The sequence below is a fragment of the Sphingomonas sp. AC522 genome, assembly GCF_979258125.1.
In genome coordinates this window covers 1,223,921-1,239,362 of sequence record NZ_OZ409836.1, presented here as the reverse complement: position 1 = coordinate 1,239,362, position 15,442 = coordinate 1,223,921, and the positions used below count along the sequence as shown (strand labels likewise).

General features: G+C 64.9%; 13 protein-coding genes. 3 read left to right on the top strand and 10 right to left on the bottom strand.

Annotated elements, in window-relative coordinates; translation table 11 throughout:
• The first annotated feature begins 1 nt into the window (after position 1).
• From ACZZZM_RS06285 to ACZZZM_RS06275, 3 genes are read left to right on the top strand one after another with little or no spacing between them, the layout of a single operon-like run.
• Positions 2–934, top strand: coding sequence for a hypothetical protein (locus ACZZZM_RS06285; protein ID WP_463594248.1), 933 nt, complete (start codon positions 2–4; stop codon positions 932–934).
• Positions 931–5,196, top strand: coding sequence for a hypothetical protein (locus ACZZZM_RS06280; RefSeq protein ID WP_463594247.1), 4,266 nt, complete (start codon positions 931–933; stop codon positions 5,194–5,196). Before ACZZZM_RS06285 ends, ACZZZM_RS06280 begins: the two co-directional genes overlap by 4 nt.
• A gap of 17 nt (positions 5,197–5,213) precedes the next feature.
• Positions 5,214–7,055: an FISUMP domain-containing protein gene (locus ACZZZM_RS06275; RefSeq protein ID WP_463594246.1), complete on the top strand. Its 1,842-nt coding sequence runs from the start codon at positions 5,214–5,216 to the stop codon at positions 7,053–7,055.
• A gap of 3 nt (positions 7,056–7,058) precedes the next feature.
• On the opposite strand, the gene ACZZZM_RS06270 is transcribed toward ACZZZM_RS06275, so the two are convergent.
• The 10 genes from ACZZZM_RS06270 to ACZZZM_RS06225 form a co-directional block, all read right to left on the bottom strand.
• Complete coding sequence (locus ACZZZM_RS06270) at positions 7,059–7,526, bottom strand: GreA/GreB family elongation factor (protein WP_463594245.1); 468 nt, start codon at positions 7,524–7,526, stop codon at positions 7,059–7,061.
• The gene (gene mgrA / locus ACZZZM_RS06265) at positions 7,523–8,584 is read right to left on the bottom strand and encodes an L-glyceraldehyde 3-phosphate reductase (protein ID WP_463594244.1); all 1,062 of its coding nucleotides are present in this window, start codon (positions 8,582–8,584) and stop codon (positions 7,523–7,525) included. The genes ACZZZM_RS06270 and mgrA overlap by 4 nt, the downstream gene beginning before the upstream one ends.
• A 14-nt stretch (positions 8,585–8,598) precedes the next feature.
• Positions 8,599–8,946, bottom strand: a complete 348-nt coding sequence (locus ACZZZM_RS06260) for a HesB/IscA family protein (RefSeq protein WP_463594243.1) — start codon at positions 8,944–8,946, stop codon at positions 8,599–8,601.
• Complete coding sequence (locus ACZZZM_RS06255) at positions 8,946–9,404, bottom strand: SUF system Fe-S cluster assembly protein (protein WP_463594242.1); 459 nt, start codon at positions 9,402–9,404, stop codon at positions 8,946–8,948. The genes ACZZZM_RS06260 and ACZZZM_RS06255 overlap by 1 nt, the downstream gene beginning before the upstream one ends.
• On the bottom strand, positions 9,401–10,612 hold the full coding sequence (locus ACZZZM_RS06250) for a cysteine desulfurase (protein WP_463594241.1): 1,212 nt from the start codon (positions 10,610–10,612) through the stop codon (positions 9,401–9,403). Before ACZZZM_RS06250 ends, ACZZZM_RS06255 begins: the two co-directional genes overlap by 4 nt.
• A 106-nt stretch (positions 10,613–10,718) precedes the next feature.
• A complete protein-coding gene (locus ACZZZM_RS06245) occupies positions 10,719–11,747 on the bottom strand; it encodes a SufD family Fe-S cluster assembly protein (protein ID WP_463596396.1) in 1,029 nt (342 codons plus the stop codon).
• A gap of 166 nt (positions 11,748–11,913) precedes the next feature.
• Positions 11,914–12,657 carry a Fe-S cluster assembly ATPase SufC gene (gene sufC / locus ACZZZM_RS06240; RefSeq protein ID WP_463596395.1) on the bottom strand — a complete coding sequence of 248 codons (744 nt, stop codon included), beginning with the start codon at positions 12,655–12,657 and terminating at the stop codon, positions 11,914–11,916.
• 485 nt (positions 12,658–13,142) lie between these two features.
• A complete protein-coding gene (locus ACZZZM_RS06235) occupies positions 13,143–13,523 on the bottom strand; it encodes a hypothetical protein (protein ID WP_463594240.1) in 381 nt (126 codons plus the stop codon).
• Positions 13,520–14,983, bottom strand: coding sequence for a Fe-S cluster assembly protein SufB (sufB, locus tag ACZZZM_RS06230; RefSeq protein WP_463594239.1), 1,464 nt, complete (start codon positions 14,981–14,983; stop codon positions 13,520–13,522). Before sufB ends, ACZZZM_RS06235 begins: the two co-directional genes overlap by 4 nt.
• Positions 14,983–15,393: an RrF2 family transcriptional regulator gene (locus ACZZZM_RS06225; RefSeq protein WP_463594238.1), complete on the bottom strand. Its 411-nt coding sequence runs from the start codon at positions 15,391–15,393 to the stop codon at positions 14,983–14,985. Before ACZZZM_RS06225 ends, sufB begins: the two co-directional genes overlap by 1 nt.
• Positions 15,394–15,442 lie beyond the last annotated feature (49 nt).

Sequence of the window (15,442 nt, the reverse complement as noted above, 5' to 3'; positions counted from 1 at the left end):
GATGGCCGACCGACTCCAGGCAAAGACCAATTTCCTCATGGCGGTGGGCTCCGCGCTGGCTTCGCGCTCGCGGATCGCGGCGCAGGTCGCGCAACGTCCCCTGCCCCAGCCGCTGCAGGACTGGCTCGCGCGGCTGCGGCTGCTCAAGGGCGTGCCCTTCGCCTATCTGGTGCCTGACGAGCGGATGCTGCCGGCGGAATCGATCCGCTTCTTCACGCTCGATCAGGGCTGGGTCGAGACGATGGTCGATGGCGCGATGAGCATCGGACGCACGCTCGGCGACAAGCCCGATATGGCGCTGATCCCGCTCGAGGCTGCCGCGTTCGAGCATTCGGCGCCGCTGGCGCTGTCGGTCACCCCGAAGCTGCGCGCGCTGGCGCTTGGCGTCACGCCCGCGCCCGCGCCGTCGGGGCCGATTACCGGCTTCGTCCTGCGCTCGAAAGTGGTTTCGGACACGCCCGGAATGGGGGTCAATGTCTATCCGCAGGGGCATACGCCAGCCGATCATGACCGCGACCCGACGGTCGAGATTGTGCTGCTCGATATCCTGCGCTTCGAGAAACTGGGCGATGCTTCGGATACGCTGATCTGCCTGGTCGCGGGCGATGCCTATCGCGTCGATATCCACCAGCCGCCCGAGCAGCTGCATTACGGGCTCGACCGCTACGAGGACTCAGGTGGCCAGGTCAGCGCCACCAAGAACGTCCATACCTTCACGGTGCAGGACGGCACGGTGACGCTCAGCCCCGATATCGTCGCGGTCGATGTCTCCGCCGATTTCCGCCCCGGCGGCGCGCGCGTGGCGAAGATGGCGGCGCTCGGCCAGAGCATCGCCGACGCCAACAAAATCCCCGCCATCGACTCCGCGGAGATGGGTTTCGAGATGATCGAGGGCGTCGGCATGGTCAGCTTCATCAAGGGATATCAGCAATGACGCAGGCAATCCTGCCGCTGAACGTGCGCGCCTTGCGGGTCAACGCCAACGACGAGGCGGTGCTGACCAGCAAGTTCAAGGGCCGCGTCGCCCAGTTCGAGGCGATGCCCTTCACTTCGACGTCGCTGATCCCAAGCACCGGCGCGGCCATCGTCCAGCCGCTCGAAAGCAGCGCCACGCCTATCGCTTCGCTCAAGGCGGGGATGCACGTCCATTGGGAATTGCCGGACGTCTATAAGCGCGGCGTGCAGGGGCCCGAGGGCGGCAATCCGCTCTTCCCCGCGGCGCCCGACACGTGGCTCGTGATCCGCTATCTCCAGCGCTACGACCCGAACAGCCAGAGCTATGGCGCGGTCTGCAGCAAGGGCTTCATCGTCGAGAGCGACTTTATCGCCATGGCGCTCGCTCCCGATCCTTGGAACGTCGTCCGGCCCGCGATCAGTGTGCCGCTGCCGGCCGTGCCCAATGCCGGCGAGCAGCCCTATCGCTATATGGGCCGTGTGCGCGACTATGCGTCCTGGGCCGGCCCCGGCGCGGCATCGGATTATCTGACCGGCTATGCGCCCAATTACCTGACGTCGATCGGGTTCGTCGGCCCGTCCTTCGCGTCCTATTATCCCGAGTGCAATTCGGTGTTCGGCTTCTGGGATCATTTCGCCGACGAGCCCGACATCGCCGCGGCGATCAAGAACAATGCCGCTTTGCGCTTCCGTGCCTCGTATCAGGTGCTCGGCTGGGTCCGCGATGCGGCAAGCGACGTGTTTGCCGGGTTCGGTGACGAGGTGCGCACGGCCTATGACGATTATGTCGTCGCCGCGGCCGCGCAAAAGGCCGACGTCACCGTCACGCCGGTGGACGAGCTCGACCGGCTGGCGCGGCAGAATTTCCGGCTCGCCTTCAACACCGCCGACATCGCCTACACGCTCAATTCGGACAAGACCCTCGCCACTCTGGATGCGCCCCAGCAGGGGATTTGCGCGGGGATCGGCCAGGAGCTGGTCTGGGACATGCTCGCGGCGCCCGGCACTACTTATTTCCTCAACAACCCCGCCGGCAGCCAGCCCAATGCGCTGTGGACCGATGACGAGATATCGCTCGCAGTCGGCAACACCTCGATCGAGGGGCTTTCGGCACTGATCAAGACCGATCTCGCGCCGCCCGGCGCCTCGGCCGACCAGCTTTCCGACGTCGAGACGCTGCTCGATGCGCTTCAACTCGGCCTGCTCCACGACATGGAAGCGGCGGGCAACAGCCTGATCGTGCTCGACGAGACGCTACACTCGCGCGCCTTCGCCAAGCAGTTCGGCGGCTATGCCTGGTCGATCGAGCCGCGCGGCGCCAAGAAAGCGAATGCGGGCAGCGCGCAGGCGACTTTGCCCCTGCCGCTCGCCGAATTGCTCCACAATCTGAACGCCGCGCAAAAGGCCTATGATCAGGGCCGCGGCGAGCTCGATACGATCCGGCGCCAGCTCTACATGGACTGGCTGCGCTACATCACGCCCTATATCGATCCAAGCAAGGGCGGGCTGCAGGTCTCGATCAACGACCTGATCGCGTTCCTCGACAGCAGCGGCCCGGATTGCGAGCTCAGCTATGTCCAGCTTCGCGGGCTGGCGGTCGGCATGCTCGATTATGTTGTGGATTCGGAGACCGGCGCGATTACCGGGCTCAACCCGCCGCAGCAGCCGGGGGGCAAGAACCCGCCTTCGCTGGCGCAGGGCGTGTGGGACGCGTGGCAGGCGGTGCTTGCCGGGCTCACCGATCCGAAGCTGTGGGCGTTGCAGGCGACCCCCGGCAGCCCGTTCTGGGCGCCGACCGACCCGGTGCTGGTGATCGAGGGCGACCGCATCGAGCCCGTCCGCCGCAACGGCGATGTCGCCTACACGCCCGCACGGGTCACGTCTGAGCTCCTCGCGCAGCTCACCGTCTCGTTCGGAGGCAAGGACTTCGTCCTCCCCGCCGCCTCGATCGCAGGCCAGCCGAGCATCAACAGCGCAACGCCGATGCAGGCCGGGATGCAGGCATTGGTCGGCGAGGCCGGCCTGCTGATCCCGATGCTCGCAAGCAATGTCGCCACTGCGGTCGCGGCACTAGCCGGCGACGGGAATCCGGCCAAGGCCAACCCTGTCACCTTCGCGAGCGCGCTCGCCGTGGCGCAGGGTGGCCTCAGCCCGCTCGATCCTCAGCCTCCCGCGGGCCAGCCCGACAGCCTCTATGCGCAGCTCCATGCGCCGGGTGCGCTACCGATCAAGAATGCGGTGCAACAGGTCACTGCGCCGATCACGGCATCGTTCACTTTCACCAATCCGGCGAACACGGGCTGGACGCCATACGGCACCGCTGTCACCGCGCAGACCTTGCTCGCCGAGTTCGGCCCGGCGCGGCTCGATCCGTTCCTGCCGGTATTCCTGCTCTGGGAAGCGACGCTCGACCCGCTTGTCCGCACCACCGCCTCGCAATATGCGCCCGATACGCTGACGCGCTACTTCACGCTCGACCAGGACGATGTCGACTATACCTATGCGCCGGGGACCGCGTTCACCACCGGATCGCCGGTGACGTATAATGGCTCGGTCACGCTCTCGCGCCAGACGACGCGCAGCCTGACCGCGCAGATCGACCAATATGAGAAGCTCTACCCCAACGATCCTTCGAACGCGGCGCTCGACAAGGCACGGGCGATCTATTCGCAGGCGCATATCATGTCGCAGGGGATTGGCGGCTTCAATCAGGAGATGGTGCTGCAGTCGCAGATCGCCCGCGTGCCGGTCGAGGATTTGATCAAGGGCGGGCGCGACGGCGTCACCAGCGATATTGCCGATGCGGCGACTGCGTTCGGCTATGACAATTGGTACAATTACGCATTCAACAGCGTCTTGCCGATTGCGCATGGCCTGATGGCCGACAATAATTTCGGGCCCTTGCGCGCAGGTTTCACGACGATCCGCTCGCTCGAAATCGTCGATGCCTTCGGCCAGCGCATGACGCTCCAGACCTCGGGGATGAACCCCAATGGCTCGCAGGAAGCAGTGCCCGCCTTCCCACTTGCGCCGGTCTCGGGCGATACGGCACATGCGCAGAGCCTGTATCTGCCGCCGCGGCTGGTGGTGCCGGCACGGGTCTGGTTCAAATGGCTTTCCGCCTCGCACGATTCATCGCTCGCCAGCGACTTCGTCGAGACCAACAGCCACCCTGCGACCTCGCCGATCTGCGGGATCGTGCTGCCCAACCACCTCGACGACAGCCTGGCCTTCTATCAGCCGAGCGGCGAGGCGATAGGCTCATTCGGCGTCGAGCATGGCGCACTGGTCTACCGCACCCGCGCCGGCAATGCGGACAATCCCGACGACAGCCTCGCGGTCGATATCGGCGCCTGGGGGGCGACGCCGCTGGTCAACCAGCATCTGTATGACGTGATGTGGCATGTCGAGCAGCAGGGCGCGGGCTTCCTCACCGATCTGATGACGGCGATCCGACGCTCGGCCGGCTATCTCAACCCCGCCAATTATGCGCAGAACGTCAATCTGGCGGTGCTGATCGGCCAGCCTTTGGTGATCACCCGCGCCGTTCTCGGCATCGAGACGCTGGGCGGCATGCTTCCGGTCAGCCAGGCGGATACCCTGGCGCACCCCGATTTCACCAACGACGTGAAGGCCGGGCGCTTCCGCTATCCCGATCGTCAGGCGACCGGCGCGGCAGGGCTGCAGGCGCTGGCGATCCCGATGCAGCTGGGCAACCTCTCGAACATCGATGACGGCATGATCGGCTATTTCCTGGACGGACAGGGCACGACCGGACCTTACGGTACCTTCTATGCCCCTGCCGCGCCTTCCGCCGGAGGCAATGGTGTCGAGCAGCCTGCGGCCACCACCGTCTCGCTGACGCTCAACAGCGCGGCCAAGGAAGTCACTTTCCTGATGGATCCGCGCGCACCGATCCATGCGACCAGCGGCATTCTGCCGGTCGAGGAGATCGGCGTGCCGCCCGATCAATATGGCCAGGCGCTCGATCGCCTGCAGGTCAGCTTCGTCACGCGGCCCGTGCTTGCCGGCTCAGCAGGGCTGACGCTGCCGTTGCCCGTCGAACCGGGCTATGCCTGGTCCTGGGTCCAGACTGGGCAAAGCGCGCCGCAGCCGCTCTCCCCCAATGTCGGGACCGAGGTCGCAACCTTCGGCTACACCCCGCAGACTTTGCTCGAAGGCTGGACGCAACTGCAAAAAGCGCCGGAGGCCCCCGCGCCTGCCGGCACGAACAACGCGTAATCGAAAAGGCAGGCGCCATGTACCAGACCGATCCCGCCGCCTCGATGGCAGCATCCAGCAGCGCGCCGCAGATCTCGCTCGCAGCGGTGGATGCCGCCAGCGGCAAGCCTGCGATCGAGACGGGGGTGACCACGACGCTTGCGGTGACGCTGACCAATGGCGGCGGGGCGCTCACGCTGGTCACGGGCTCCAAGCCCTCGACGCTGACGATCTACCTGCCCGAATATATCCCCTCAAGCGCGCTGGCCGCGATGCAGATCGCGCTCACCGACTGGACGTTCGCGGCGTCGACCAGCGCCGGCGCGCTCACGCTGACCTATGCCGGAGCAGAGGCAGGGGAGTGGATCGGCAATCTCGCTTTCGAGATTACCGGCGTGGTGGCGCAGGGCGCGCCGACCGACGGCACCTTCCAGGTCAGCTTCTCGGGCATTCAGGGAACGCCCAAGCAGATCACCACGCCGCTGCCGCTCATTGCCCAGCCGCAACCGGGCAACGCATCGCTGGCCGACGTGCTCCAGGTGTCGCTGGATAGCCGCGGTGCAGTCTATGTCTCGGGCTCGGCGGACGATCCCTTGGCCAACACGCTATTCCTCAACATCAAGAATGTCGGCTCGACACCGCTTTATACCGGCACTGCGCCGCCGGCGGGCGCGGAGATCGCCGTCAGCTTCACCTATGGCAACACGTCCGGCGCGATCGCTCCGGCGGAATCGACCAAGCCGACGACGCCGCCGCTGGGTTCGGCCTGGAATATCGAGGGCGGCATCTATGTCGACCAGACCATGGGGTGGCGCGTCTCGCCGGCGCGATCGGACGATCCCCAGCCGATCTGGCGGCTGACACCGCAGGGCGGCAACACCAATTTGATCGGCACCGGCGCGAACTCGAACGTGACCTTCGACTTCAGCCAAATCATCTCGATGACCGCGATCGGCCATACCCAGATGACGCTGAACTTCCGCGGCTTCCAGAAGACCGACGGCCAGGCCTATGATCCGCTGATCCTGCTGCTCGATATCGTCAAGCAGCCACCGCCGGCCAATCGCGGGCTGCTCAGCTTCTTCGGCACCGATACGCCGATCATCCTGGTGCCCGATCAGAAGACGCCGGTGAACATTCCGCTGCGCTGGTCGATGGCCGATGTGAACCAGGTCCAGATCTTCTCGAGCTTTCCGGGCGTGACTTCCGAATTCACCGGTCTGGCGCCGCGCACCAAGGTCTATGCTTCGGCCCCTGCGACGCCGCTGCCGCTCGCAGCCGACAAGGCGACGATCACCATTCCCTCAACCACGCAGAGCAGCGCGGTCACGCTCACCATCCAGGCGCGCGATGGCCAGGGCGCTTATCTCAATGCGATGCAATATACCTGCTATCTGCAGATGCAGGTCTTCGTCGATCCGCGCGACAACCAGATCTATCCGATCGCGCTGATCAACAACAAATATTGGATGACCAAGAACCTCAATTACGCCGATGCGAATTCGGCCATCTACAATAATTATGCCGGCAACGCGGCGACCTATGGCCGGCTCTATCCTTCCACTTCCAGCTCGGTGCTGGCCCCGCCCGCGGGCTGGCATGTACCTTCGCTCGACGACTGGACCGCGCTGTTCGCCAGCTTCGGATCGCCATCGGCCGCCTATGCGGCGCTGACCGCTACCAGCGCGGGAAGCTTCGCCGCGCAGCTCGGCGGGAAATACGCCTCCTCGCAATATACCGACCTGCTCGTCACCGGCTATTACCAGATCGCCGGCAACCCGACCTTTGCCAGCATCAATTCGCAATCGCGCTCGGTGGCGGTGGCGGGAACGCTGCCCGCTGGCTCCGCGCTTTCGTTGCGCTATGTGCGCGACCTCTGAGCGTCAGTCCGCGACGGGCTCGACTGCGAGGATTTCGACCGCTTCGGGCTTGCCGTTGAAATCCACGCGCTCGCCGGCTTCGGCGCCGATCAGCGCGTGCGCGAGCGGCGCGGAGAAGGCGATGCGGTCCTCGGCCGGATCGGCTTCATCATGCCCTACGATGTGGATCGTCCGGGTCTTGCCAGCGAGGCGGATCGTGACGCGCGTGCCGATGGCAGCCACACCCTGCTCGGCCGGCGGGGCGACCCGCGCGGTGGTGCGCCGCGTATTCCAGTAGCGCAACTCGCGCTTGAGCGCCGCAAGCGGCTCTTCCTCACGCTCAGCCTCGATGGCGGCTTCGAGCTCGGCGACCTTCGCTTCGATCAGCGCCAATCCGCGCGCCGTCACCATGTTCGGGCCGGCGGGGAGCGGGAGTTCGAACTTGGGTTCCTTATGTTCCTCGTCGCTCTCGCGGCGGAAGGCGACGCTCATCGCTGGGCTACCTCTTCCAGCGCGGACGAGACCTTCCAGAGATCAAGCGCACCGTCGGTTGCGTGCAGGTCGATCTCGGCCAGTTCTTCGGGCGCGAAAGCGAGGTTGTCCACGGCATCGAGCGAATCATCGAGCTGATGGACGGTGCGTGCGCCGATCAGCGCCGAGGTCACGCGCGGGTCGCGCAGTACCCAGGCGATCGCCATCTGAGCGAGCGTCTGGCCGCGCTTCTTCGCGATCGCATCGAGCGCACGGATGCGGGTGATATTCTCGTCGCTGAGCAAATGCTGGCCCAACGACCCGCCCTTCGCGGCGCGCGCATCGGCGGGGACACCACCCAGATATTTGCTGGTCAGCATCCCCTGCGCCAGCGGCGAGAAGGCGATGCAGCCGGTGCCGAGTTCGCCGAGCGTATCGAGCAGGCCGTTTTCCACCCAGCGATTGAGCATCGAATAGCTCGGCTGGTGGATCAGCAACGGCACACGCTCCTCCGCGAGGATCGCCGCGGCCTTGCGAGTCAGCTCGGGCGAATAGCTCGAAATGCCGACATAGAGTGCCTTGCCCTGGCGATGGAGGTGCGCGAGCGCGCCCATCGTCTCTTCGAGCGGTGTGTTGGGATCGACGCGGTGCGAATAGAAGATGTCGACATAATCCACCCCCATCCGCTTGAGGCTCTGGTCGCAGGACGCAATCAGATACTTCCGCGAGCCGCCGACATCGCCATAAGGCCCGGGCCACATGTCCCAGCCGGCCTTGGTCGAAATCACCAGTTCATCGCGATGGCTCGCGAAATCGGTGGCGAGTACGCGCCCGAAATTCTCCTCGGCTGAGCCGTAAGGCGGACCATAATTGTTGGCGAGATCGAAATGCGTGACGCCGCGATCGAATGCCCGGCGCAATATGTCGCGGCCGGTTTCGTACACATCGGTGCCGCCGAAATTCTGCCAGAGGCCGAGGCTGATCGCGGGCAGATCGAGCCCGGAAACGCCGCAGCGGCGATAGGGCATGCGGCCGTCATAGCGGGCCGGATCAGCGGTGTATGGGATCGGAAAGGCCATTGGACGTGCCCCGTTTAGACGGTGAAGCTCTCGCCGCAGCCGCAGGCGCCCTTGGCGTTGGGATTGTTGAACACGAAGCCCGCGGCGAAATCGTCTTCGACCCAGTCCATCGTCGAGCCAACCAGATAGAGCACCGAGCCGCCATCGACATAGAGCGTGCCGCCGGGGGTCTCGATCTTCTCGTCGAACGGCTTGGATTCGGTGACGTAATCGACCGAATAAGCCAGCCCCGAACAGCCGCGGCGCGGTGTCGAGAGCTTGACGCCGATCGCTCCCTCGGGCGCCTTTGCCATCAGCTCGGCGATGCGCGCGTGCGCATTTCCGGTGAGATTGAGTGCGGCGGGGCGTTCGCGAACGGCCATTACAGCATCCCCAGTTCGAGCTTGGCGTCGTCGCTCATCTTCTGGGGATCCCATGGTGGATCCCAGACGAGATTGACTTCGGCATGGCCGACGCCGGGCACCGAGCCGACGCGCAATTCGACTTCGGCGGGCATGCTCTCGGCGACCGGGCAATGCGGCGTGGTCAGCGTCATCATCACCACGGCATGGCCGTCATCGGTGACTTCGACGCCGTAGATCAGACCGAGATCGTAGATGTTGACCGGGATTTCGGGATCGTAGATTTCCTTGAGCGCGGTGATGATCGCCTCATAGACTTCGCCCCCCGGCTCGCCCGCTGGGTCCACCTGCGGCTTTTGCGACAGGAAGCCGGCGAGATAATCCTTCTTGCGCTCGAAGGTCTCCTGCACGGCCTCGACGCGCGCCTTGGGCGGCGGGACCACCGCATCCACCTGCTCGATTTCGAACTTGTCGCTCACCCGAAAATCCTCGTCACTCGCTCGATACCCTTGATCAGCGCCGCGATGTCGTTTGCGCCGTTATATACCCCAAAGCTCGCCCGCGCCGTCGCAGGAACGCCCAGCATCTCCATCAGCGGCTGGGCACAATGGTGCCCGGCGCGGATGGCGACATTGCCCTCATCCAATATGGTGGCGACGTCGTGCGGGTGCACCCCCTCGACTGCGAAACTGACGATTCCGGCGGCGTCGTCCGGCCCGAACAGGCGCACGCTGTTGAGCTTGGAGAGCGCCTCGCGCGCGTGGCGGACCAGGGCCGTCTCATGCGCATGGATACGGTCCAGCCCGATGCCCTCAACATAATCGATCGCGGCATGCAGCCCGACCACGCCGACGATATGCGGCGTTCCCGCCTCGAAGCGGCCCGGCGGCGGCGCATAGGTGGTGCCGGCAAAGCTGACCCGGTCGATCATCGATCCGCCACCCTGATAGGGCGGCATCGCGTCGAGCAGTTCGTAGCGGCCCCAGAGCACGCCGATGCCGGTGGGCCCATAGAGCTTGTGGCCCGAAAAGACATAGAAGTCGCAGCCGAGATCGGCCACGTCGACGGGCATGCGCGGTACGGCCTGGCAGCCGTCGAGCAAAATCTTAGCGCCCACCGAATGCGCCAGCGCGACTGCGCGCTTTGCATCGAGCACCGAGCCCAAAACGTTCGAGACGTGCGCGAGCGCCACCAGCTTGTGATGCGGCGTCAGCATCCGCGACATCGCGTCCAGATCGATGCGATGATCGGCGGTGAGCGGGACAACGTCGATCTGCGCGCCGACTTTCTCGGCGGCCATCTGCCACGGCACGATATTCGAATGATGCTCAAGCGCGGAGAGCAGGACGCGATCGCTGGCCTTGAGCTGAGTTCCCGCCCAGCACTGGGCGACGAGATTGATCGCTTCGGTCGCGCCGCGGACGAAGACGATCTCATTCTCCTGCGCGCCGATGAAATTGGCGGTGCGCTGGCGGGCGGCCTCATAAGCGAGCGTCATATCCGCCGAGCGCTGGTAAACGCCGCGGTGCACGGTGGCGTAGGTCTCGCCATAAGCGCGGTTGATCGCGTCGAGGACCGGCTTGGGCTTTTGCGAAGTCGCGGCGGTGTCGAGATATGCCCAGCCGGCGGGGATGGCGGGGAAATCGGCGAGCACGTCGAGCGGGCGGGCGTCTGCGACCACATTCATTTCTCGTCACCCTGAACTTGTTTCAGGGTCCAGCCCTCCACGGGTGATGGCTTCATTTGTTGCACGATGGATGCTGAAACAAGTTCAGCATGACGGAGGCGATTTGTCACAGCGACCCCTCCAGCCACTGGTCCGCATCCACTTCGAAGGCCTCGCGCACCGCGTCTTCCCCGATCCGTGCCAACGCATCCGCGACAAACGCCCGCGTGAGCATCGCAGTGGCGCGCCCCTCGTCGATCCCGCGCGATTGCAGATAGAAGAGGGCGCGCTTGTCGAGTTCGCCCACCGTCGCGCCATGCGCGCACTTCACGTCGTCGGCGAAGATCTCGAGCTCGGGCTTCAAGTTTACCGTTGCGGTGCGATCGAGCAGCAGCCCGCGCAGCGATTGCTCGCCCTCGGTCTTCTGCGCGCCACGTGCGACTTCGACGCGGGCGGCGAGGCTCGCCACCGACTTGTCCGCTGACACCGCGCGCCAGATCTGGCGCGAGCTGCCGTCTGTTTCTTCGTGGCGCACGGTGACGGCGCATTCCTGGCGCTGGCTGCCGCGGGTGAGCAATGCGCCGCCCATTTCGGCGAAGGCGCGTTTGCCGGTAAGGGTCAGCGCGCCATCGATCCGGCTGCCCATCGCGCCCGCGCCGAGGAAGATCGAGACCAGGCTCGCCGCCTCGCCGATACGGGCTTCCTCGCGTATCGAGACGAAGCCTTCGCTCTGCAGCAGCCGCACCGAGCGCATCAGCCGCGCGCCCTTTGCCAGCGAGACCATGGTCAGCCGGTTCGCCCAGCCCGCGCCGGCATAGGTCTCGATCACCGACGCGACGGCATCCTCACCCAGTACGATCCGCGCGGGCACGTGGCTCTCGCCGCCGGTGCCGAGGTGGACGATCTGGATGCAGGTCGCGGCCGCCTGCGCGTCGAGCGAGAGCATCCAGCCTTCGCCCTCGGCCAGTTCGCCCAGGGGATGCGCGGTATCCGGCACGATCCGCCCGACCTGCACCGGCCCGGGCCGGCTGTGCGCAAGCTCGAACACGCCATCGACGAAGAGAAGCCGCGGGCCTTCGAGATCAAGGAACAATGCCTTGGGATCGATCGCCGCGGCGCGCGGCTCGGCATCCGCCGCCGCGCGCAGGGCGCCCATGTCCGACCAGCGCCATTCTTCCAGACGCGGCGAAGGAAGTTCGAGCTGTGCATTCACCGTTCGTCACCCTGAACTTGTTTCAGGGTCCATCCCTCCGCGGGCACAACTATCGCCTGTCGCACGATGGATGCTGAAACAAGTTCAGCATGACGGCTGGGGGCGCTGCTCACGCCGCGACCGCTCCATAGCCTTCGCGCTCGAGCTGCAGCGCCAGTTCCGCACCGCCGGTGCGGGTGATGCGGCCCATCTCCAGCACATGAACGAAATCGGGGCGCACATAGTCGAGCAGGCGCTGGTAATGCGTGATCAGGATCACGGCCTTGTCGGGCGCGCGCATGATGCGGTTGATGCCGTCGCCGACTGCCTTGAGCGCGTCGATATCGAGGCCTGAGTCCGTCTCGTCGAGGATCGCCAGCTTCGGCCCGATGATCCCCATCTGAACCATTTCGTTGCGCTTCTTCTCGCCGCCGGAAAAGCCGACATTGACCGGGCGCTTGAGCATTTCCTGATCCATGCCAAGGCTATCTGCCTGCGCACGCGCGACCTTGAGGAATTCGGCGCCCGAAAGCGGAGCCTCGCCACGCCCGCGGCGCTGCGAATTGAGCGCTTCGCGCAGGAACTGGACGTTCGACACGCCCGGAATCTCGACCGGATATTGGAAGCCAAGGAACAGCCCTGCCGCGGCGCGCTGGTGCGGCGCCATTTCGAGCAGATCCTGCCCTTCGAAATCGACGCTGCCGCCAGTCGGCTCATAGCCCGGGCGCCCGCCCAGCACATAGCCGAGCGTCGATTTGCCCGCGCCGTTCGGCCCCATGATCGCGTGCACTTCGCCCGCATTCACCTGCAAGCTCAGTCCGCGCAGGATTTCCTTGCCGTCAACCTCGGCGCGGAGGTCACTTATCTTGAGCATTGCCGTTGGTGATCCTGATGATGGCCCCGCTGGACTGATCCTGGGGCAAGGGGGAAGCTTCTTGACGCGCTGTTTGTCGGCATCGCCGGTGTCGGCGATCGCCGCGGGGCCGACCAGGCTAGGCGGTGGCGCCAGCTTTGGCTGAACAAATTTGGGCATTTCGAAGACCTGCGGCTTGGCCATATTGCTTGCGCCTTGCGGGGCGGCCAGTGCGAGCTCGGCGGCGTTCAACTCGACACATTCGGTGACGGTGTCGCGCGTCTTCTCATAGCAGACCGGAGTCGCCTGGCAGGCATTGGTGTCGCGCCGCTGGCTGCCGCTGGAGACCATGATCCGGCAATTGCGCAGCTTGCCGTCGACGCCCTTGTCGAACAGCATCGTGGTGGTGCCGAAGGTCGCCTGGATGACGACTTCCTCGATTTCCTCCTCCGCGGGAGCAGTCTTGGTGGGCACATCCTGAGCGAGCAGGAGCAAAGTCGCGAGGATCATCGGGCTGCCGCCTTTCGGTCCGCCAGCACGGCGATGGCTGTGTCATGTTCAGCCTTCACGCATGCCGTGAGCTCGGCGTTGATTGGTGCATTTGCCCGTTTGCGCGCGTCGACACTCAGCGCCCTGTCGTTGAGCACCGCTTCGAGCCGCGGCATGTAACGTGGAAAGCAGGTGCGTATCGCGGCGCAGCCGATCGCGTCGATCTCGCGATCGCCCGTGGACCGGACGGTCTTGCAGCTGGCAACGCCCTTGCGGACCTTCATCAACCCGCGCCACGCCTTGAGCTTGCGCGCGATGATCGTGACTTCGTCCTCCGCCACGGGGGTGGCAGCGGGAAGGTCCTGCGCAGCCAGGATCAGGAACAGCGGCGCGATCATCCGACCGAGCCCTCCAGGCTGATCCCCAGCAATTTCTGGGCCTCGACCGCGAATTCCATCGGCAGCTGCTTGAGCACTTCGCGGGCGAAGCCGTTGACGATCAGCGCGACCGCGGCCTCCTGGTCGAGCCCGCGCTGCATCGCATAAAACATCTGGTCTTCGCTGATCTTCGAGGTCGTCGCCTCATGCTCGATCTGCGCCGAGGGGTTCTTCACTTCGATATAGGGCACGGTGTGGGCGCCGCATTGATCGCCGAGCAACAGGCTGTCGCACTGAGTGAAGTTGCGGACATTCTCGGCATTGGCGTTGACCAGAACGCGGCCGCGATACGTGTTGTTCGACTTGCCGGCGCTAATGCCCTTGGAGACGATCGTCGAGCGGGTGTTCTTGCCGATGTGCAGCATCTTGGTGCCGGTATCGGCCTGCTGGTGGCCGTTGGTGACCGCGACGGAATAGAATTCGCCGACCGATCCATCGCCCTGGAGGATGCACGAGGGGTATTTCCAGGTGATCGCACTGCCGGTCTCGACCTGGGTCCAGCTGACCTTGCTGTTCTTGCCAGCGCACAAAGCGCGCTTGGTGACGAAATTGAAGATGCCGCCCTTGCCGTTCTCGTCGCCGGGATACCAGTTCTGGACGGTCGAATATTTGATCTCGGCATCGTCGAGCGCGACCAGTTCGACCACCGCGGCGTGGAGTTGGTTCTCGTCGCGCATCGGGGCGGTGCAGCCCTCGAGATACGAGACGTACGAACCCTTGTCCGCGACGATCAGCGTGCGCTCGAACTGGCCCGTATTCTCGGCGTTGATCCGGAAATAGGTGCTCAGCTCCATTGGGCAGCGCACACCTTCGGGAATATAAACGAACGTGCCGTCGCTGAAGACCGCGGCGTTCAATGCCGAGAAGAAATTGTCGCGGACGGGCACAACCTTGCCCAGCCACTTCTTCACCAGATCCGGATATTCGCGGATCGCTTCGCTGATCGAACGGAAGATGACGCCCGCGGCCTCGAGTTCGGCACGGAAGGTGGTCGCGACCGAGACACTGTCGAACACCGCATCGACTGCGATCTTGCGCGCGCCCTCGACCCCCGCGAGCACCTTCTGCTCCTCGATCGGAATACCGAGCTTCTCATAGACGCGCAGGATCTCGGGATCGAGTTCGTCGAGCGAGCCGATCGTCTTCTTCGCCTTGGGCTCGGCGTAATAATAGGCGTCCTGATAGTCGATCTCGGGGATCGCCAGCTTGGCCCATTCGGGCAGCTCCATCGTCTGCCAGGTGCGGAAGGCCTTGAGGCGATAGTCGAGCATCCATTCGGGCTCGCTCTTCTTCGCCGATATGAAGCGGACGGTGTCTTCGCTCAGCCCCTTGGGGGCGAATTCCTGCTCGATATTCGAGCTGAAACCCCATTCGTATTTCTTGTTCGCGGCGGCGAGCGCCTCGGCGTTCCTGGTCGCCATCAGATATTCCCACTCAAACTGGCGAGGGAAACCCCCGCAAGAGCGCCCTTCACGGCGCCGTTGACTGCGCCCATGTGCGGCTTGACCCGGCATGTGCCTTCGACCGCGCAATCATGGCGGCCCGAATCCACGCAGGTGGCGAGCGCGATCGGCCCTTCGATGGCTTCGACGATGTCCGCCACCGAGATCGCCGCCGGCGGACGGCTGAGGCGGAAACCCCCGCCGGTGCCGCGCGCGCTTTCGATCAGGCCTGCGGCGGAGAGGCGGCTGACCAGCTTCTGCACCGTCGGCAGCGGCAGTCCGGTCTCTTCGGCAAGCGTCGTCGCATTGAGACGGCAGCTAGCCCCACACTTGCGCGCAGCGGCAGCCATCATCACCACGGCATAATCGGCCAGGCTGGAAAGACGCATTGTTGCGAACGACTCTCAAATCGGATCAATTCGATCCGATTGCCATGTG

Bases quoted from the DNA above. Each gene is read 5' to 3' on its own strand.
- ACZZZM_RS06285 (WP_463594248.1), top strand. From the start codon at position 2: ATGGCCGACCGACTCCAGGCAAAGACCAATTTCCTCATGGCGGTGGGC.
- ACZZZM_RS06280 (WP_463594247.1), top strand. From the start codon at position 931: ATGACGCAGGCAATCCTGCCGCTGAACGTGCGCGCCTTGCGGGTCAAC.
- ACZZZM_RS06275 (WP_463594246.1), top strand. From the start codon at position 5,214: ATGTACCAGACCGATCCCGCCGCCTCGATGGCAGCATCCAGCAGCGCG.
- ACZZZM_RS06270 (WP_463594245.1), bottom strand. From the start codon at position 7,526: ATGAGCGTCGCCTTCCGCCGCGAGAGCGACGAGGAACATAAGGAACCC.
- mgrA (WP_463594244.1), bottom strand. From the start codon at position 8,584: ATGGCCTTTCCGATCCCATACACCGCTGATCCGGCCCGCTATGACGGC.
- ACZZZM_RS06260 (WP_463594243.1), bottom strand. From the start codon at position 8,946: ATGGCCGTTCGCGAACGCCCCGCCGCACTCAATCTCACCGGAAATGCG.
- ACZZZM_RS06250 (WP_463594241.1), bottom strand. From the start codon at position 10,612: ATGAATGTGGTCGCAGACGCCCGCCCGCTCGACGTGCTCGCCGATTTC.
- ACZZZM_RS06245 (WP_463596396.1), bottom strand. From the start codon at position 11,747: ATGGGCGCCCTGCGCGCGGCGGCGGATGCCGAGCCGCGCGCCGCGGCG.
- sufC (WP_463596395.1), bottom strand. From the start codon at position 12,657: ATGCTCAAGATAAGTGACCTCCGCGCCGAGGTTGACGGCAAGGAAATC.
- ACZZZM_RS06235 (WP_463594240.1), bottom strand. From the start codon at position 13,523: ATGATCGCGCCGCTGTTCCTGATCCTGGCTGCGCAGGACCTTCCCGCT.
- sufB (WP_463594239.1), bottom strand. From the start codon at position 14,983: ATGGCGACCAGGAACGCCGAGGCGCTCGCCGCCGCGAACAAGAAATAC.
- ACZZZM_RS06225 (WP_463594238.1), bottom strand. From the start codon at position 15,393: ATGCGTCTTTCCAGCCTGGCCGATTATGCCGTGGTGATGATGGCTGCC.